The sequence below is a fragment of the Paenibacillus sp. ICGEB2008 genome (genome assembly GCF_000307675.1).
Lineage (GTDB): Bacteria > Bacillota > Bacilli > Paenibacillales > Paenibacillaceae > Paenibacillus > Paenibacillus polymyxa.
Map to the genome: position 1 here is coordinate 275329 of NZ_AMQU01000016.1, position 16094 is coordinate 291422.

A 16094-nucleotide genomic window follows, 5' to 3' on the forward strand; every position below is an offset into this window, starting at 1 on the left:
ATGTGGGGTGCTCCTTTTTCTGCCAAGGCTAAGAAGATGCTACTGCTGGGTAGCGGCGAATTGGGAAAAGAAGTCATTATTGAAGCTCAGCGGCTTGGCGTGGAATGTATTGCTGTAGATCGCTATGAGCTGGCTCCAGCAATGCAGGTGGCCCATCGCTCTCACTGTCTGGATATGCAGGATGCTGAGGCGTTGAAGGCACTAATTCGCAAGGAACAGCCCGACATAATTGTACCTGAAATCGAAGCTATTGCTACGGGTGCTTTGGAAGAATTAGAGCAAGAGGGATTTCACGTAGTACCAACGGCACGGGCCGCTCGTCTTACGATGGACCGTGAGGGTATCCGCAGGTTGGCTGCCGAGAAATTACAGCTTCCGACTGCTGCCTACCGTTTTGCAGATGATTTTGAGCAGTTACGGTCGGCGGTTCAAGAGCTGGGCACGCCATGCGTGGTCAAACCCTTAATGAGTTCGTCGGGTAAAGGGCAGTCTGTATGCCGGACACTCGAAGACGCAGAATCCTGCTGGAATACGGCGCTGGAAGGCGCACGTGCCAAAACGACACGTGTCATTGTTGAAGCTTTTGTCCCGTTTGAGAGCGAAATCACCTTATTGACCGTCAGATCGGAATCAGGCACGACTTTTTGCCCACCGATTGGCCACATTCAAAAAGATGGGGATTATGTCGAATCCTGGCAGCCTCATGGCATGACGGACAAGCAGCTTTCGGAGGCGCAGGACATTGCCCGTACGATTACGGATGAACTGGGTGGTTACGGATTGTTTGGCGTAGAGCTGTTTTTAACGGCTGATAGCGTCATATTCAGTGAAGTATCCCCGCGTCCGCATGATACAGGTATGGTGACCATGATTACGCAGGATTTGTCTGAATTTGCGCTTCATGTACGGGCAATTCTCGGATTCCCGGTGCCATCCGTCACGCTGCTTACACCAGGAGCTTCAGCTACCTTAAAGGCAGAAGTGGCTACGCGCGATTTCGCAATAAGCGGTCTGCATGATGCACTATTGCTACCCCGGACACAGGTGCGAGTGTTCGGGAAGCCTGAAACCAAGCCGGGACGCCGGATGGCTGTAGCGCTTAGCGCTGCAGAAGATGTGGAAACAGCACGGAAGACAGCCAAAGAAGCTGCCAATATGCTGAAAGTGGAGGTAAATCATGTCTAACAGTGTGATGATTCCAGTACTGACAATTCGTTCCGTAGAGCTTGGCGATTGTGAAGCCGTAACTGGACTACTCAGAGAAGTCGGATACCCGATGACTTGTGGTGTTATGAAAGAAGTTATGGGAACAGCGCAGGAGGACAGTCAAGCGAATATGATGGTTGCAGAAATGGATGGTCGTGTAGTCGGAGTAATCGGCATGCATACGGCTCAAAGCCTGGCCTATCCTGATCCTGCTGTACAAATCACCATGCTGGTCGTGAGCGGGGAGTATCGCGGCGAAGGCATTGGCAAGCGGTTGGTTGCTTGTGGTGAGGAGTGGGGGCGTGCGCAAGGATGCTATCATTTATTCATTACTGGAGCGAATAACCGCATCAAACAAGTAGAGGCCCGTGCTTTCTACAACCGAATCGGCTTTGAGAAGCAAGGCTACCGTTTCAGCAAAAAGCTTAGATAATCAGCTTGCAACAAACAATCTAATACTTAAAGCCTCACTATTTTTAACTTCGTCCTGTTCGCCATTGCCGAGCAGGACTATTTTTTTTCCAACTTTTATACCATTGATGATGCTATAAAACATGATATACTGCTAGAGTAAAGATTACAAAGTTGTAACCTGAGACGTTCACACCAAGGCACTTATACAACAAGGAGATGACGAAATGAAGAATATGTTGAAAAAAACACTGGTGATGGGAAGCCTAAGCGCCATTTTATCCGCAGGATTCATCGTTCCGGCATCAGCTTCACCAGCTGACGATTTATCTGCTCAATTACAACAGTGGTTTCAAAATAACGGATACACAGTCAATATGTCCAACGGGACGACGACAATAACAAAGACGGTCATTAAGGATTATTCTGAAAAGGACAAGGCTAAAACAAAAACAGCAAATCCTTCTTCTGGCAAGCAAACGACGAATCAGGGTAACCAAAAGGCTTCAAAGTCTGTTAACAAGCAACAGACCCAAACACAAAACACCAATTCAGGTGCAGGTCAGTCTACAGATTCTAATGCACAACTCAGCAAGTCTCAATTTGCAGCTGAGGTTGTAAAGCTTGTAAACAATGAGCGCAGTCAAAAAGGTCTGAAGCCCCTCACATCTAATGCGAAGCTTACAGAAGTAGCCTTAGCGAAGGCGAAGGACATGAGCACGAACAATTACTTTTCCCATACATCTCCGACTTACGGTTCACCCTTTGATATGATGAAAAAATTCGGTGTAACTTATACGTATGCGGGTGAGAATATTGCAATGGGACAAAAAACACCACAAGAAGTGATGAAGGCCTGGATGAATAGCCAGGGACATCGTGAAAATATCTTGAAGGCAGAATATACACAAATCGGTGTGGCTTACTACAATGGATATTGGGTACAAGAGTTCACACGTAACTAAGTTGATAGAGAAAACGTTCTAAACGTCATTTCTGTTTATAAAAAGATAGTGACGTACGTAATGTAAAGACCCGCTGACAACGTTCAGCGGGTCTTTTTTATGTCGCTCATGTCACTTCAGGCATAAATCATTGCTCTATACCAGAAAAGACATAAGGGACGTGCTTATAGTATGATGACAGTAAGCTGAATGGATAACAGACTACTTTTGGAAAGCTAGGTGAACAAATGAGCTACGAAATCGTGCATGAAGGTGCTTTTGCTATGCTTAAGGTGCAGTTGAACCCCGGAGAAACCATTAAAGCAGAAATGGGAGCGATGGTTTCCATGTCTTCCAGTGTAGATATAAAGGGGACGGTAGACGGTGGGCTGTTACGTGGTTTAGGCAGAATGCTGAGCGGAGAAAAATTCTTTTTTCAAGAGCTGAGAGCAGCCCGGGGACCCGCTGAAGTACTGCTAGCCCCTGCAAGCATAGGTGATGTACAAGCAGTGGAACTGGATGGCACGTACAGGCTGTTGGTCCAAAAGGACGGTTTTTTGGCCTGTACGGAAGGGATTGAGGTTAGTACCAAAATGCAAAACCTGATGAAAGGTTTATTCTCCGGTGAAGGTTTTTTTATTGTAGAAATCAGTGGCCGCGGCACAGTATTCCTATCCTCATATGGAGCCATTCACCCCATTTATATCGCGCCAGGAGAGGAGCGTATTATTGATAATGCTCATCTAGTGGCATGGCCGGATTATATGGATTATAGAATTGAAAAGGCATCTAAAGGCTGGTTGTCCAGCGTAACGAGTGGGGAAGCTCTTGTATGTCGTTTTCGCGGTGAAGGAACGGTACTGATTCAAAGCCGAAATCCGGGTAGTTTTGGACAATGGATTAGAAGTTTCATCCCTGATAGCAAATAGTTTCTTTCGTCTGACTGCTGATGTGATAAGAAGGGATATTCGCACAAAAAGTATGACAGAAGGATGGGAGTTTTCCATCCTTTTTCAGTATGTTTATGGAAATTTATATAAGGGATACTAAACCTTGATTTTCGCTTGAACCAGAACGGTTTATTTGCAAAATGACAGGAGAAGCTTTATGTTTATTTCACTAAGCTATCAGGAGGGAACACGAGTGAATTCATCAAAATGGATTTGGCGGTCTGTCGGTTCCGTTTCCATTGCCGCCACACTGCTATTATTGTACGGATTTATTGCAGCAGTACGAAGTATCACGGCTCCAGAGCCATTGGTAAGTACTCAACCTGTACAATCCGGTTCATCGCAGACACAAACTGCACCATCGGCTACTGCTCAAACGGGAGAGTTGCGCGTAGCTGCCATTGGCGATTCGCTAGCCAAAGGAACGGGGGATGACTCCGGAAGTGGTTTTGTGCGCCGGTCGGTGACTTTGTTAAATAATCAGGAGGGACATAAAGCTCAGCTCATAAATAATCTGGGGATTAATGGACTGACGACTCAAGGACTATTAACCAAGCTGGATGAGCCTGGTGTGTCTTATGTACTGAAGAAGGCTAATGTGATTATAGTTTCGATTGGCGGTAATGATTTATTTCAGGGCGCGCAGGCGGCTCAAACCGGCAAAGAGCCACCTACACTCAGTGGTTTGCGCAAAGCTCTGCCTGATGCAGCCAAACGTTTGCAAAAGGTGCTGACAAAGGTAGGAAAAATCAATCCGAATGCTAAAATTGTCTATGTTGGATTGTATAATCCATTCAGTGATCTGCAGGAAATGAAAATTCCCGGTAATCTTGTGGTAACCGAATGGAATATGGCGGCCATGGCAATTACCAACCAAAACAGTAACATGACGCTGGTTCCAACTTTCGATTTATTCGAGCAAAATTTGCCCGTCTATTTATCATCCGATCATTTTCATCCCAACGGACAGGGCTATCAGGCCATCGCTGAACGTATCGCACAAGGGTTTGCTGTTACCGCGACGAAGGATACCGATCATGTAAATCCTAAACAACAGTCTACAAATAGCCAACCTGCAGAAGCGAAAAAGGGAGGGAACAAGTAATGAGCATCCAATCTGCCGACAAGACCGAGGCTGGCGTGACCCAAGATTCGACATCCACAGATGCAATGTCCAGTCTTCACTCCTCCAATCAGGTTGGTAGCGCAGACAGAGACAGCAGCAATAATGAAATCGTGCTCTCTGTTCAGCATGTTAAGAAACGTATTAAACGCAAAATGATCATTCATGATGTAACATTCGACGTTCGCGCAGGTGAAATTTTCGGATTTCTCGGCCCCAATGGAGCTGGAAAAACGACGACTATTCGTATGCTGGTCGATTTAATTAAGCCTACTGAAGGGACAATAACCGTATGCGGTCATAATGTAAATCGTGACCCTGAGCAGGCTTTACGGCATGTTGGTTCTATTGTGGAAAATCCAGAAGTGTACAGCTACCTGACAGGATGGGAAAATTTAGAGCATTTTGCCCGGATGCAGCCTGGTGTAGATGAACAGCGCATTCGCGAGGTGGTTGAGTTGGTTCGGCTCGATCGTCGCATCCATGATAAGGTAAGTACATATTCACTGGGGATGCGTCAGCGTCTTGGCATAGCTCAAGCCTTGCTCGGCAGACCGAAGCTACTCATTTTGGATGAGCCGACGAACGGACTAGACCCCAAGGGAATCAAAGAGATGAGAGCTTTTATCCGTTTGTTAGCGGCCGAAGGCATGGCTGTATTTGTTTCCAGCCATTTGCTTAGCGAGATCCAGCTGCTATGTGATCGTGTGGCAATTATAAGTCGGGGCAAGGTGCTAGCTGTTGGTGGGGTACGGGAACTGGTTGAAACTCACTCGCACATGGCTGTCTGGCAGCTGGAGCCCCGCGATCAGGGCCTTGCCCTATTGCAAAATTCTCCGTATGTGCAAATCATTACGAACGCCGATGAATTAATTGATGACAGCATTGTTGCAGGTAGCGGAGTCGATGCTATTTTTACAGAAATGGACGAAGAGCATATTGCGGAGCTGGTCGCACACATGACAGCTTCCGGTATTTCCGTTAAAGGTGTAACCAAAATCAATCCTACACTGGAGCAACTATTCCTGAAAATGACGGAAGGTGAGATACTTGAATAATATTTTACCGCTCGTACAAAATGAAACCCTGAAAATTATCAAGAAGAAACGATTTTATGTCATTTTACTTGTTTTGCTTGTGCTTGTGCCGATTTTTACGTACGCTCAGATGAAAGTGGCAGAAAACAATCGCGAAAAATTCGGTAACGATTGGCGTCTGGAACTGCGTCAGGCCATTACTGATAACCAAAACTCGCTCGGCAGCGATAGGGTTCCCGAGGAATGGAAGACCTACCGCCGGGTCTTTGTGCAACAGATGCAATATTATCTGGAAAATGACGTGAATCCTAATGAGCCGAGTGGCGTCACTTTTACCAGAGAGTTTATGGATAATTCCATAAATCTGTTCGTTCCGTTGTTGATCATGGCTATTGCTTCGGACCTGGTTTCAGGAGAACGGACAACAGGCACGATAAAAATGTTGCTAACTCGGCCGGTCAGGCGGTGGAAAATACTGCTGAGCAAGCTGCTGACACTGTATATGTTCGTTTCGCTCATCATTTTGGCCGTATTTGTCATAAGTTATCTCATATCAGGCTTGTTTTTTGGTTTTCGTGGTTTTAATGTTCCGGTATTTACCGGCTTTCAAATTGTTGGATCGACGGTGGATTTGTCTGCTGTACATGCCATTCCACAATGGCATTACCTGATGCTGCAAGCCGGATTGATTTGGTTTGTCAGTCTTGTGGTTGCTTCATTAGCCTTTATGGTATCTGTTCTGGTACGTAGTACAGCAGCAAGTATTGTGGTCATGATGGCTGCGCTCATTTCGGGCACTATACTGACCAACATGGCTTCATCATGGCAAAGCGCCAAATATTTATTTATGGTTAACCTCGGATTAACCGATTATTTATCTGGAAGCCCTGCCCCGATTGAGGGAATGACCCTGCCATTTTCTTTAGTTGTACTGGGCATTTGGGGGGCTGCGGCGTTGATTGTTTCATTCGCCGTCTTTACGAAACGGGATATATTGAATTAAAATGGACAAGGTAAAAGAAAACATCTGTTTGCATTTTTGGTGAAAACCATCAAGAATAAGGCAAAACACGGTTATGATTAGACAAAGGGGGAGCATGAATGGTCGACAAAATCGACTTGTCTGCGGGAGCTTCCAGTACACAGAACGGAGCTTCAGAATATGGCGCGGACGACATTCAAGTGCTCGAAGGGCTTGTGGCAGTTCGCAAACGGCCGGGCATGTACATCGGGAGCACCAGTTCTTCGGGACTGCATCATTTGGTATGGGAAATTGTAGACAACGCGGTGGATGAACATCTCGCCAAGTTTTGCTCTCGCATTGATATCACAATGCATAAGGACGGTTCTGTAACAGTATCAGACAACGGGCGCGGTATTCCTACGGGAATGCACAAAATGGGAATCCCTACGCCTCAAGTTGTATTCACCATTTTGCACGCCGGAGGTAAGTTTGGCGGTTCGGGATATAAAAAGTCCGGGGGTCTGCATGGGGTAGGTGCGTCTGTAACGAACGCTCTTTCGGAATGGCTTGAAGTGGAAATCTACCGGGACGGCAAGATTCACCGTCAGCGGTTTGAATATTGGCAGGACAAGAAGGGCGTGGAGCATGTCGGTGAACCGACCACAGGCCTTGAAGTGCTGGGCAATACTAACAAGACGGGTTCGAAAATTACATTTAAACCGGATATTCGCGTTTTTCAGTCAGGAATTCATTTTAACTATGATACGCTGGCTGAGCGTCTTCAGGAAATTGCTTTTCTGAATTCCGGCCTTCGTATTCAGCTTAAAGACGAACGCAGCGGAAAGTCAGATGAATATTTTTATGAGGGTGGAGCAAGTCAGTTTGTTTCTTTTTTGAATGAGGGCAAGGATGTACTGCATGATGTCATTCATTTTAATGCCGAGAAAGAAGACATTGAAGTGGAGATTGCCATCCAATACAATGCCGGCTACACAGAGACGATTGCTTCGTTCGTTAACTCCATTCCGACACGTGGCGGGGGTACGCATGAAACAGGCTTCAAAACCGCTTACACTCGTATCATGAACGACTATGCACGCAAAACAGCGATGTTGAAGGAAAAGGATAAAAACCTGGAGGGCAACGATCTACGTGAAGGTATGATGGCTGTAATCAGTGTCAAGATGGCCGAGGTTGAATTTGTCGGTCAGACAAAAGATCAGCTGGGTAGTGCTTCGGCGCGGAGTACAGTGGATGCCATCGTGTCTGAACAAATGCAGCGCTTTTTGGAGGAAAATCCACAGATAGCGCAAACCTTGATCAGAAAGGCAGTTCAAGCATCCAAAGCGCGTGAAGCTGCACGTAAGGCTCGGGACGAAATGCGCTCTGGCAAGAAACGTAGTGAAAGTTCTAATTTGAATGGCAAACTGTCGCCTGCGCAGTCTAAAGATTTTACACGTAATGAGTTATTTATCGTGGAAGGCGATTCGGCTGGAGGATCGGCCAAACAGGGACGGGATTCCAAAATTCAGGCGATTTTGCCACTAAAGGGCAAGCCGATGAATCCGGAAAAATCAAAGTTGGCGGATATTATGAAAAATGATGAGTACCGTGCTATTACGGCAGCGATTGGCGCGGGGGTAGGAACAGAGTTCACGCTGGAAGACAGCAATTATTCCAAAATCATCATTATGACCGATGCAGATACGGATGGCGCGCACATTCAAGTACTGTTGTTGACGTTCTTTTATCGGTATATGAAAGAACTCATTGATGCAGGACGCATATTTATTGCTCAGCCGCCATTGTATAAAATAACCCGCAAGTCGGGTAAGCTCGAAACAGTTCGTTATGCCTGGACTGACGAGCAGCTTGATAATTACTTAAAAGAGTTTGGACGGAATTTCGAGCTTCAACGTTATAAAGGACTCGGGGAGATGAACCCTGATCAGTTATGGGAAACGACAATGAATCCCGAGTCACGCACCCTGTTGCGCGTTCAGATTGAGGATGCTGCCAAAGCTGAACGCCGTGTGTCCACATTGATGGGTGATAAGGTGGATCCGCGTAAGCGCTGGATCGTGGAAAACGTGGATTTCACGGAATACGTAGAGTAGTGCTATTAAATGAGGTGTAGACATGAGCTTATCGGAGCAATTTTTGCCAGCTTATCTGGAGGAAATGGTCGGTGACCGCTTTGGCCGATATTCCAAATATATAATTCAGGATCGGGCGATACCTGATGTACGGGATGGATTAAAGCCCGTACAACGCCGGATTCTGTACGCGATGTACGATTCGGGTAATACCCCGGAAAAAGCGTATCGCAAATCCGCCAAAACCGTTGGGGACGTTATGGGTAATTACCATCCTCACGGTGATTCATCTATTTACGATGGGATGGTACGGATGGCGCAGCCTTGGAAAATGAGCCACGTACTGGTGGATGGCCACGGCAACTGGGGTTCTCAGGACGACGATCCTGCGGCAGCTATGCGTTACACGGAGGCACGTTTGTCTCCGATTGCAATGGAAATGCTACGTGATATCGAAAAACGTACGGTTTTGTTCAAGGATAACTTTGATAACTCGGCAAAGGAACCCGTCGTGCTGCCCTCCCGTTATCCTAATCTGTTGGTAAACGGATCTAGCGGGATTTCAGCGGGGTTTGCAACGGAAATTCCAACTCATAGCTTGCGTGAGGTGATTGACGCCACCATCGCAGTGATGGAAAAGCCGCAGATCGAACTGGAAGAGATTATGACCTTTATAAAAGGCCCAGATTTTCCGACTGGCGGACTCATTATGGGTGGCGAAGGCATCAAGGATGCATACAGAACAGGCAAAGGACGCATTTATATCCGTTCCAAAACGGAAATTCAGTCTTTGCGTGGAGGCAAGCAGCAACTGGTTATTACAGAGATTCCATACCAGGTTGTTAAATCCAGGCTCGTAACCGCTATGGAGAACATCCGTCTGGAGAAAAAGGTAGAAGGGATTGCCGAAGTTCGTGACGAGAGTGGACGAAATGGCCTGCGTATTGTTGTCGAGCTGAAGAAGGAAGCGGATGCCGAAGGTATTTTGGCATATCTGCTGAAAAAAACCGATCTCCAAGTGGCTTATAACTTCAATATGGTAGCCATCGTAAACAAAGCGCCGCACCAGCTTGGACTAAAATCCATTTTAGAAGCGTATATTGCTCACCAGCGTGAAGTTGTCACAAATCGCATTAAGTTTGAGCTGGAAAAGGCGGAGGACCGCGCACATGTACTGGAAGGTTTGGTCAAGGCGCTGAACATTCTGGATGAAGTCATTGCGGCTATTAAAGCTTCCAAAAATCGTCAGGATGCACAAAATAATTTGCAATGGATGTTTGGCTTTAGTGAACGGCAGGCGGATTCCATTTTGACTCTGCAATTGTACCGTCTTACGAATCTTGAAATTACCACCCTTGAAAAAGAACTTGCTGACATTCAGAAGAAAATTACTCAATACCGTTCTATTCTGGAAAGTGACCGCAAGCTGATCAGTCTGATCCGCAAGGAGCTGCTGGAAATTCGTGAAAAGTACGGCATTGACCGTCGTTCGGAAATACAGGGTGAAGTAGAAGAGATTAAGGTAAATCTGGAGGTCATGGTTGCGGCAGAGGATGTATTGCTAACTCTCTCGAAAGATGGCTATGTGAAACGTACGAGTATGCTGTCGTTCACTCGTTCTGGCGGGGATCGTTCAAATTCCGGAGTTAAAGAAGGGGACTACATTACTCAGTTCCTTGACGTGAATACACTCGATGTGCTGCTCGTCTTCACCCAGCGTGGACAATACTTTTTGCTGCCTGTGCATCAGATACCGGAGTATAAGTGGAAAGAGCCGGGCACTCCAATCGTTAATGTCATTTCGCTATCGAAGGAAGATCGAATCGTAAGTGTTATTCCGATCAAAAATATAGAGGAAATCGGCAAAAGCCTGGTGTTTGTAACAAAGAAAGGGCAAGTCAAACGAACGGAACTTACAGAATATGCCACAAAGCGTTCCAGTGCTGTAGCAGCCTGCAAGGTGGCTGGCGACGATGAGATATTATCAGTAACATTAAGCGACAATAGCAAAGATATTATGTTGATTACCCGTGCGGGGATGAGCATACGCTTCAAGGAGCAAGAGGTTAATGCCATGGGCCGCGTTTCAGCGGGGGTCAAAGGTATACAACTGGCGGAAGGCGATGAAATTGTCGCAGCACTATGGGTAGAAGAAGACGAAGGAGAGGTGCTGGTACTAACCGAATCCGGTTATGGTAAGCGTACGCTTCTGCTGGATTATCCTTCTCAGGGAAGAGGCGGTAAAGGAATCAGCACCTTCGAATTCAAGGAAGGCAAGCGGGTGCGTTCGAACGGAACTCGAATTGTGGCTGCCTTCTACTGTCGTGAAGCTGTTCAATTATTTGTCATCACATCAGAAGGACAGACGATGTCCTTCCTTTCGGAAAAAGCTCCTTTAACCGATCGCAAGGATACAGGCAAACTGCTGGCTCCGGTGGAGAAGAAGGACGAAATTGTAAATGTGCTGCCGCGTAGTGAGCCTCAGAGTTCGCAGACAGTAGAATAATTGTAAAGTCAAGCGTTTTTTAGCTCGAAAAAGAGGGGTCCTCACGTGCCATTCCAGCACGAATGAGGACCTTTTTGCCGTCATGCTGTCGAACCTTGACCTGTCTCCAAATCCGAAGTGAGACTTCCTTCCCCTTTTCATTTGATGCTCCAAAAACGGCAGGAAACTGAGGGGAAATGGCGAAAATTTAATGTGATGAAATACAATCCGGACGGTGGCCCATATGGTAACTTTGATGCTTTTACTGACCCTGTTATTCAAAGGAGTGAGGCAAAATGCAAACGACCGAATTTGCAAAAATCTGGTCCAGAATGGCTAAGGATTACAAGGTTCATATGGAGCAGCAACTAGCTCCATCACTAACGGAGGCTCAACTCACGGTGCTGGAGGTTCTGAACGAATACGGACGCATGAAGCCGTCTCAACTAATCCCATATCTCGCCACCACACCTGCGGCAGTTACGATGCTATTGGACCGGATGGAGCGGAATCGACTGGTCACCCGGTTCAGAGACGTAAAGGACCGTAGAATTGTATGGATTGTTATTTCAGATCAAGGCAGAGAAGAAGTGGAGCGCGGATTGCAAATTCGCGACGATTTTCTGGGTTCTGCGCTTAACCGAATATCTCAGCACAATCAGAATTTGCTGGTTTATTTGTTGGGGAAAATTACAACGAAGACGAAAGCGGCTGTATCAGCCAGTGAAGATGAGGGAATAAAGGAACAAATAGAGCGAGCAGAATAGCTAATTAGTGGATACATGGAATGTAGCTGTACACAGCAGATTAGCTTTCTAAGGGAATAGAAATGCGCGGATAGATGCCGATCCTGGTGTCATTTCCGCGCTTTTTTGTATCCCAAGTATAGGTAGTGTTTGGGGGAATGTTGACATTTACATAAGAGATGATAAAATAATAGTTATAAATAAATAACAATTCGTATACAAATAGTTACTAGTTTATGTATATGGGTAATGAATATGTATGGGGAAGAAGGATGGTTCTAGTGAGCGACAGAGAGGAAGACAGACTAGAGGTGTATCGGATTATTCAATCGGTAAGGGAGGTTAACAAGACGATATTTTATGCTTTCTGGAACGAGGAGCAGCATTTGGATCTAACGGCCATTCAGCACATGGCTTTGGCCATTCTGAATAAACGCCCCAATATTGGGTTATCCGAGCTGGCAGAGATAGCTCATGTGGGAAGCAGCTCTATGAGCGGGGTGGTTGACCGCTTGACCAAGGCGGGATATATCGCTCGCGGACGGCATGAGCATGATCGCAGATCTTTAGTACTGACGCTTACGACAGAAGGAAAAGATATAATGCAAAAGGTAGACGCCATGTGGATCGAGCGCGTCTTGCCAATTCTGGATATCCCGGAGGAGCAGCTAGAGTTGCTCTTGGATGTTCATAAACAAATGATCATGAAATTAACACCGAAGGGAATGAATCAACTTGAGCAGTCCTCAAATGACACTACCAGGTAATGTCCGCAGAGCACCCATTGTGGCCGCTCTGTTGATTGGCGCAATTGTTGCAATTTTAAACCAGACATTGATAAGTGTGGCTTTACCGAAAATGATGAGTGATCTGAATGTAGATGCCAATATAGCTCAGTGGCTTAGCACAGGCTTTATGCTCGTGAACGGGGTATTGATCCCGGTGACCGCATTCCTGATTGCCCGTTTCTCTACTCGTAAATTGTTTATTAGTGCAATGACTATTTTTTCAATCGGCACGCTGTTATGTGCAATAGCGCCGAGTTTTAGTATATTGCTGATCGGTCGGCTTATTCAGGCTGCGGGTGCAGGGATTATGATGCCATTAATGATGGTCGTTATCTTGAACATCTACCCAATAGAGCGTCGTGGCCGTGCAATGGGAACGCTGGGACTTGCGATGGGGTTTGCTCCAGCCATTGGACCAACCTTATCTGGTTATATAGTCCAGCACTATGACTGGCGAGTATTGTTCTGGATCATCTTGCCGATTTCTGTGATTTCGATTGTAATCGGATTTATTTTTCTGAAAAATGTAACCGAGCAGTCCAAGCCTAAGCTGGACATTCTCAGTGTTATTTTGTCTACACTCGGTTTCGGTGGGCTGTTATACGGCTTTAGTGATGCTGGAACATCGGGTTGGGGGAGTATTCCAGTGGTGTCTACACTCATCGTCGGGACGATTGCGCTTATTTTATTTATTGTCCGACAACTGAAGGTAGATGAGCCTATGCTGGAGTTTCGTATCTTTAAATACGATGTGTACAGCTTGACGACAATCATTAATGTTATTGTGACGATGGCTCTGTACGCCGGTATGATATTGCTTCCAATTTATTTGCAAAATATTCGCGGATTTACACCACTCCAGTCTGGTATGCTAATGTTACCAGGAGCGATTCTGATGGGGGTCATGTCTCCTGTGACGGGGGCTATTTTTGACCGAATTGGAGCGCGCTGGCTGTCTGTAATTGGATTGTTGATTATGACTGTAACGACTTGGGAATTTACACGTTTAACTGAATCAACCACCTATATGACACTGTTAATCAATTATACGGTACGAATGTTCGGGATGTCATTGCTGATGATGCCGATCCAAACGGCCGGACTGAATCAGCTTCCGCAACGATTAAATGCCCATGGTACGGCGATGGGCAATACGCTGCGTATGATTTCGGGCTCGATTGGGACAGCAATTCTAGTGACGGTGATGTCTACTCAAACCAGCAATCGTTTGACCACGATGGTTGCATCCGAGGGACTGAACGTTACGGACAAAGCGGGAATGCTGGCTGCTAGCAATCAAGCTACGATCTACGGTATTAACTCGGCATTTATCATTGCAACACTATTGAGCGTGACAGCTTTGGTATTGGCGTTTTTTTATCAAAAATACGAATGCACAAAACGCTCGTGCCCGTCAACAGCTGGTGAACAGCGAGAAGGGGAAGACCATGGCTTCCTCATCATAAGCATGGATACATTTTCATTTGATTTTTGTGCAAAAAGAGAACCCGCATTGCATGTTTGTTTACATGCAGTGCGGGTTCTTTGTGGTAAGTCTACTCAATTATCCGAAGCAATCATTGTATCATAAAGCGACAAGGGCCACTTACTCCAAGGAAATTGGACAGGAGGCAGTGAGTGGAAGCTCATTGCTTCCTTGCTGACCGGATGCGGTGCTCCAGCGAGCAAGGACCAGAGGGCCAGTTGTTGACCGGGGCGGCTCAGATTACCGCCATATTTTTGGTCCCCATAGAGGGGACAGCCGATTGCCTGCATCTGTACACGAATTTGGTGCGAGCGTCCGGTGTGCAGCTTAATTTTCACAAGACTGAGTCCAGCAGCTTGTCCGGCAACCTGGTATTCCAAAATGGCTTCCTTGGCACCAGCCGTGCCGGGTCGAACCGTTTTGACCGTGTTGGTACGGCTGTCCTTAAGCAGGTAATGGGTTAGACGGCCTTGGAGGGCCTCAGGAACGCCATTCAGAACGGCTGTATACAGCTTGTGAAAATGACGGCTTCGAACCGATTCTGACAAACGAGAAGCCGCTTTGGACGTTTTAGCAAAAATCATGGCTCCACCTACAGGTCGATCCAGCCTGTGCACTAAACCCAAAAAGACGTTACCAGGCTTATTGTGTCTGATTTTCAGATCTTCCTTGAGTAAAGACAGCAGATCGGGATCGCCGCTGGCATCCTCCTGTGTCGGAACATTGACAGGCTTTACAACCGCCAGGACATGATTGTCCTCATATAGGACGGGAATATTCGGCTGTGCATGCTCTTGCCGAGTAAGTTCATTTTGATTCATAAGAGGAATTAAGCCTCCCAGCGTCCGAGAATACCACAAGGCAAATTCAATCCAGAGCGTGTGATCGGCAATCCGATTTCACCGGCGCTAATTTGTCCGCCATACTTTTGTTGCATCGTCATGCTCAGCATGTTACGCAATACAGTAGGTGAAATACCTGTCGTGTAGGAGTTGATCAGCATAAACAAGGGTTGGTCCGAAATGATGCTCATGCAGGATTCGAGAAACGGATACAAGCTTTCTTCCAGCTTCCAGGTTTCTCCGTTAGGTCCACGTCCATAAGAAGGAGGGTCCATAATAATGGCATCATAACGGTTGCCCCGACGTTGTTCTCGTTGCACGAACTTGAACACGTCGTCTGTAATGAAGCGTACCGGACGGTCAGCCAGACCGGACAATTGAACGTTTTCCTTTGCCCACTGCACCATACCTTTGGCTGCATCCACGTGAACTACACTGGCTCCGGCATACGCTGCGGCAGTAGTGGCTCCTCCTGTGTATGCAAACAGGTTCAATACGGAAATAGGTCTACCTGCGCCTTTAATTTTATCCATCATCCAGCTCCAGTTGGCGGCTTGCTCTGGGAAAAGACCAGTATGCTTAAAGCTGGTCGGTTTAATGTGGAATTTAAGCGGTCCATAGCTAATCGTCCAACGCTCGGGGATAGGCTTTTTCATATCCCATTGGCCGCCCCCGGAAGAGCTGCGGTGATAATGCCCATGAACATTACACCATTCGGCTGTTTCCTGGGTCAAAGGCCATATGATTTGCGGATCGGGACGACGCAGGACAATATTACCCCAACGTTCCAGCTTTTCACCACCGCCTGTATCCATTACTTCATAGTCTTTCCACTCTTGTGCTACATACATGTACAATCCATCCTTCAGCAGTCAATTCGGGATTTAGGCAGCAAGCTGCGCAAATCCCCACATGGAGTCTATTGTACAACAAACCTTAGCAACAATCGAATGATTCAATGAATAAGTAAGTAGTTAGAAGGAGCAAAAATATTTTTTCGAATACACTTGTAATTA

At 46.5% G+C, this 16094-nt stretch carries 14 protein-coding genes; 12 read left to right on the top strand and 2 right to left on the bottom strand.

Going from position 1 to position 16094, the window contains the following annotated elements; all coding sequences use genetic code 11:
- From purT to C400_RS0116240, 12 genes are all read left to right on the top strand, one after another.
- Entirely contained in the window at window positions 1-1185 is a 1185-nt protein-coding gene (gene purT / locus C400_RS0116180) for a formate-dependent phosphoribosylglycinamide formyltransferase (protein ID WP_016822131.1), read from the top strand.
- Complete coding sequence (locus C400_RS0116185) at window positions 1178-1639, top strand: GNAT family N-acetyltransferase (protein WP_016822130.1); 462 nt, start codon at window positions 1178-1180, stop codon at window positions 1637-1639. Before purT ends, C400_RS0116185 begins: the two co-directional genes overlap by 8 nt.
- A gap of 205 nt (window positions 1640-1844) precedes the next feature.
- On the top strand, window positions 1845-2582 hold the full coding sequence (locus tag C400_RS0116195) for a CAP domain-containing protein (protein ID WP_016822129.1): 738 nt from the start codon (window positions 1845-1847) through the stop codon (window positions 2580-2582).
- Window positions 2583-2809: 227 nt separating this feature from the next.
- Window positions 2810-3490, top strand: coding sequence for a TIGR00266 family protein (locus C400_RS0116200; protein ID WP_016822128.1), 681 nt, complete (start codon window positions 2810-2812; stop codon window positions 3488-3490).
- A 178-nt stretch (window positions 3491-3668) separates the two neighbouring features.
- The gene (locus tag C400_RS0116205; RefSeq protein WP_016822127.1) at window positions 3669-4616 is read left to right on the top strand and encodes a GDSL-type esterase/lipase family protein; all 948 of its coding nucleotides are present in this window, start codon (window positions 3669-3671) and stop codon (window positions 4614-4616) included.
- Complete coding sequence (locus C400_RS0116210; protein WP_017427591.1) at window positions 4616-5692, top strand: ABC transporter ATP-binding protein; 1077 nt, start codon at window positions 4616-4618, stop codon at window positions 5690-5692. Before C400_RS0116205 ends, C400_RS0116210 begins: the two co-directional genes overlap by 1 nt.
- Window positions 5685-6674, top strand: coding sequence for an ABC transporter permease (locus tag C400_RS0116215; protein ID WP_016822125.1), 990 nt, complete (start codon window positions 5685-5687; stop codon window positions 6672-6674). Before C400_RS0116210 ends, C400_RS0116215 begins: the two co-directional genes overlap by 8 nt.
- A 98-nt stretch (window positions 6675-6772) precedes the next feature.
- Entirely contained in the window at window positions 6773-8752 is a 1980-nt protein-coding gene (parE, locus tag C400_RS0116220) for a DNA topoisomerase IV subunit B (RefSeq protein WP_017427592.1), read from the top strand.
- 22 nt (window positions 8753-8774) lie between these two features.
- The gene (gene gyrA, locus C400_RS0116225; RefSeq protein WP_017427593.1) at window positions 8775-11237 is read left to right on the top strand and encodes a DNA gyrase subunit A; all 2463 of its coding nucleotides are present in this window, start codon (window positions 8775-8777) and stop codon (window positions 11235-11237) included.
- 275 nt (window positions 11238-11512) lie between these two features.
- Window positions 11513-11983 (top strand): MarR family winged helix-turn-helix transcriptional regulator, encoded by a 471-nt coding sequence (locus C400_RS0116230; RefSeq protein ID WP_016822123.1) that lies wholly within the window; start codon window positions 11513-11515, stop codon window positions 11981-11983.
- Window positions 11984-12243: 260 nt separating this feature from the next.
- Complete coding sequence (locus C400_RS0116235) at window positions 12244-12729, top strand: MarR family winged helix-turn-helix transcriptional regulator (RefSeq protein WP_017427594.1); 486 nt, start codon at window positions 12244-12246, stop codon at window positions 12727-12729.
- Window positions 12713-14341, top strand: coding sequence for a DHA2 family efflux MFS transporter permease subunit (locus tag C400_RS0116240; protein ID WP_017427595.1), 1629 nt, complete (start codon window positions 12713-12715; stop codon window positions 14339-14341). Before C400_RS0116235 ends, C400_RS0116240 begins: the two co-directional genes overlap by 17 nt.
- Here the strand turns inward: C400_RS0116240 and C400_RS0116245 are convergent.
- The gene (locus C400_RS0116245) at window positions 14311-15057 is read right to left on the bottom strand and encodes an RluA family pseudouridine synthase (RefSeq protein WP_017427596.1); all 747 of its coding nucleotides are present in this window, start codon (window positions 15055-15057) and stop codon (window positions 14311-14313) included. The two genes, C400_RS0116240 and C400_RS0116245, sit on opposite strands and share 31 nt — an antisense overlap.
- Window positions 15058-15065: 8 nt before the next feature.
- Window positions 15066-15929, bottom strand: a complete 864-nt coding sequence (locus tag C400_RS0116250) for a class I SAM-dependent methyltransferase (protein ID WP_017427597.1) — start codon at window positions 15927-15929, stop codon at window positions 15066-15068.
- Window positions 15930-16094: the final 165 nt, after the last annotated feature.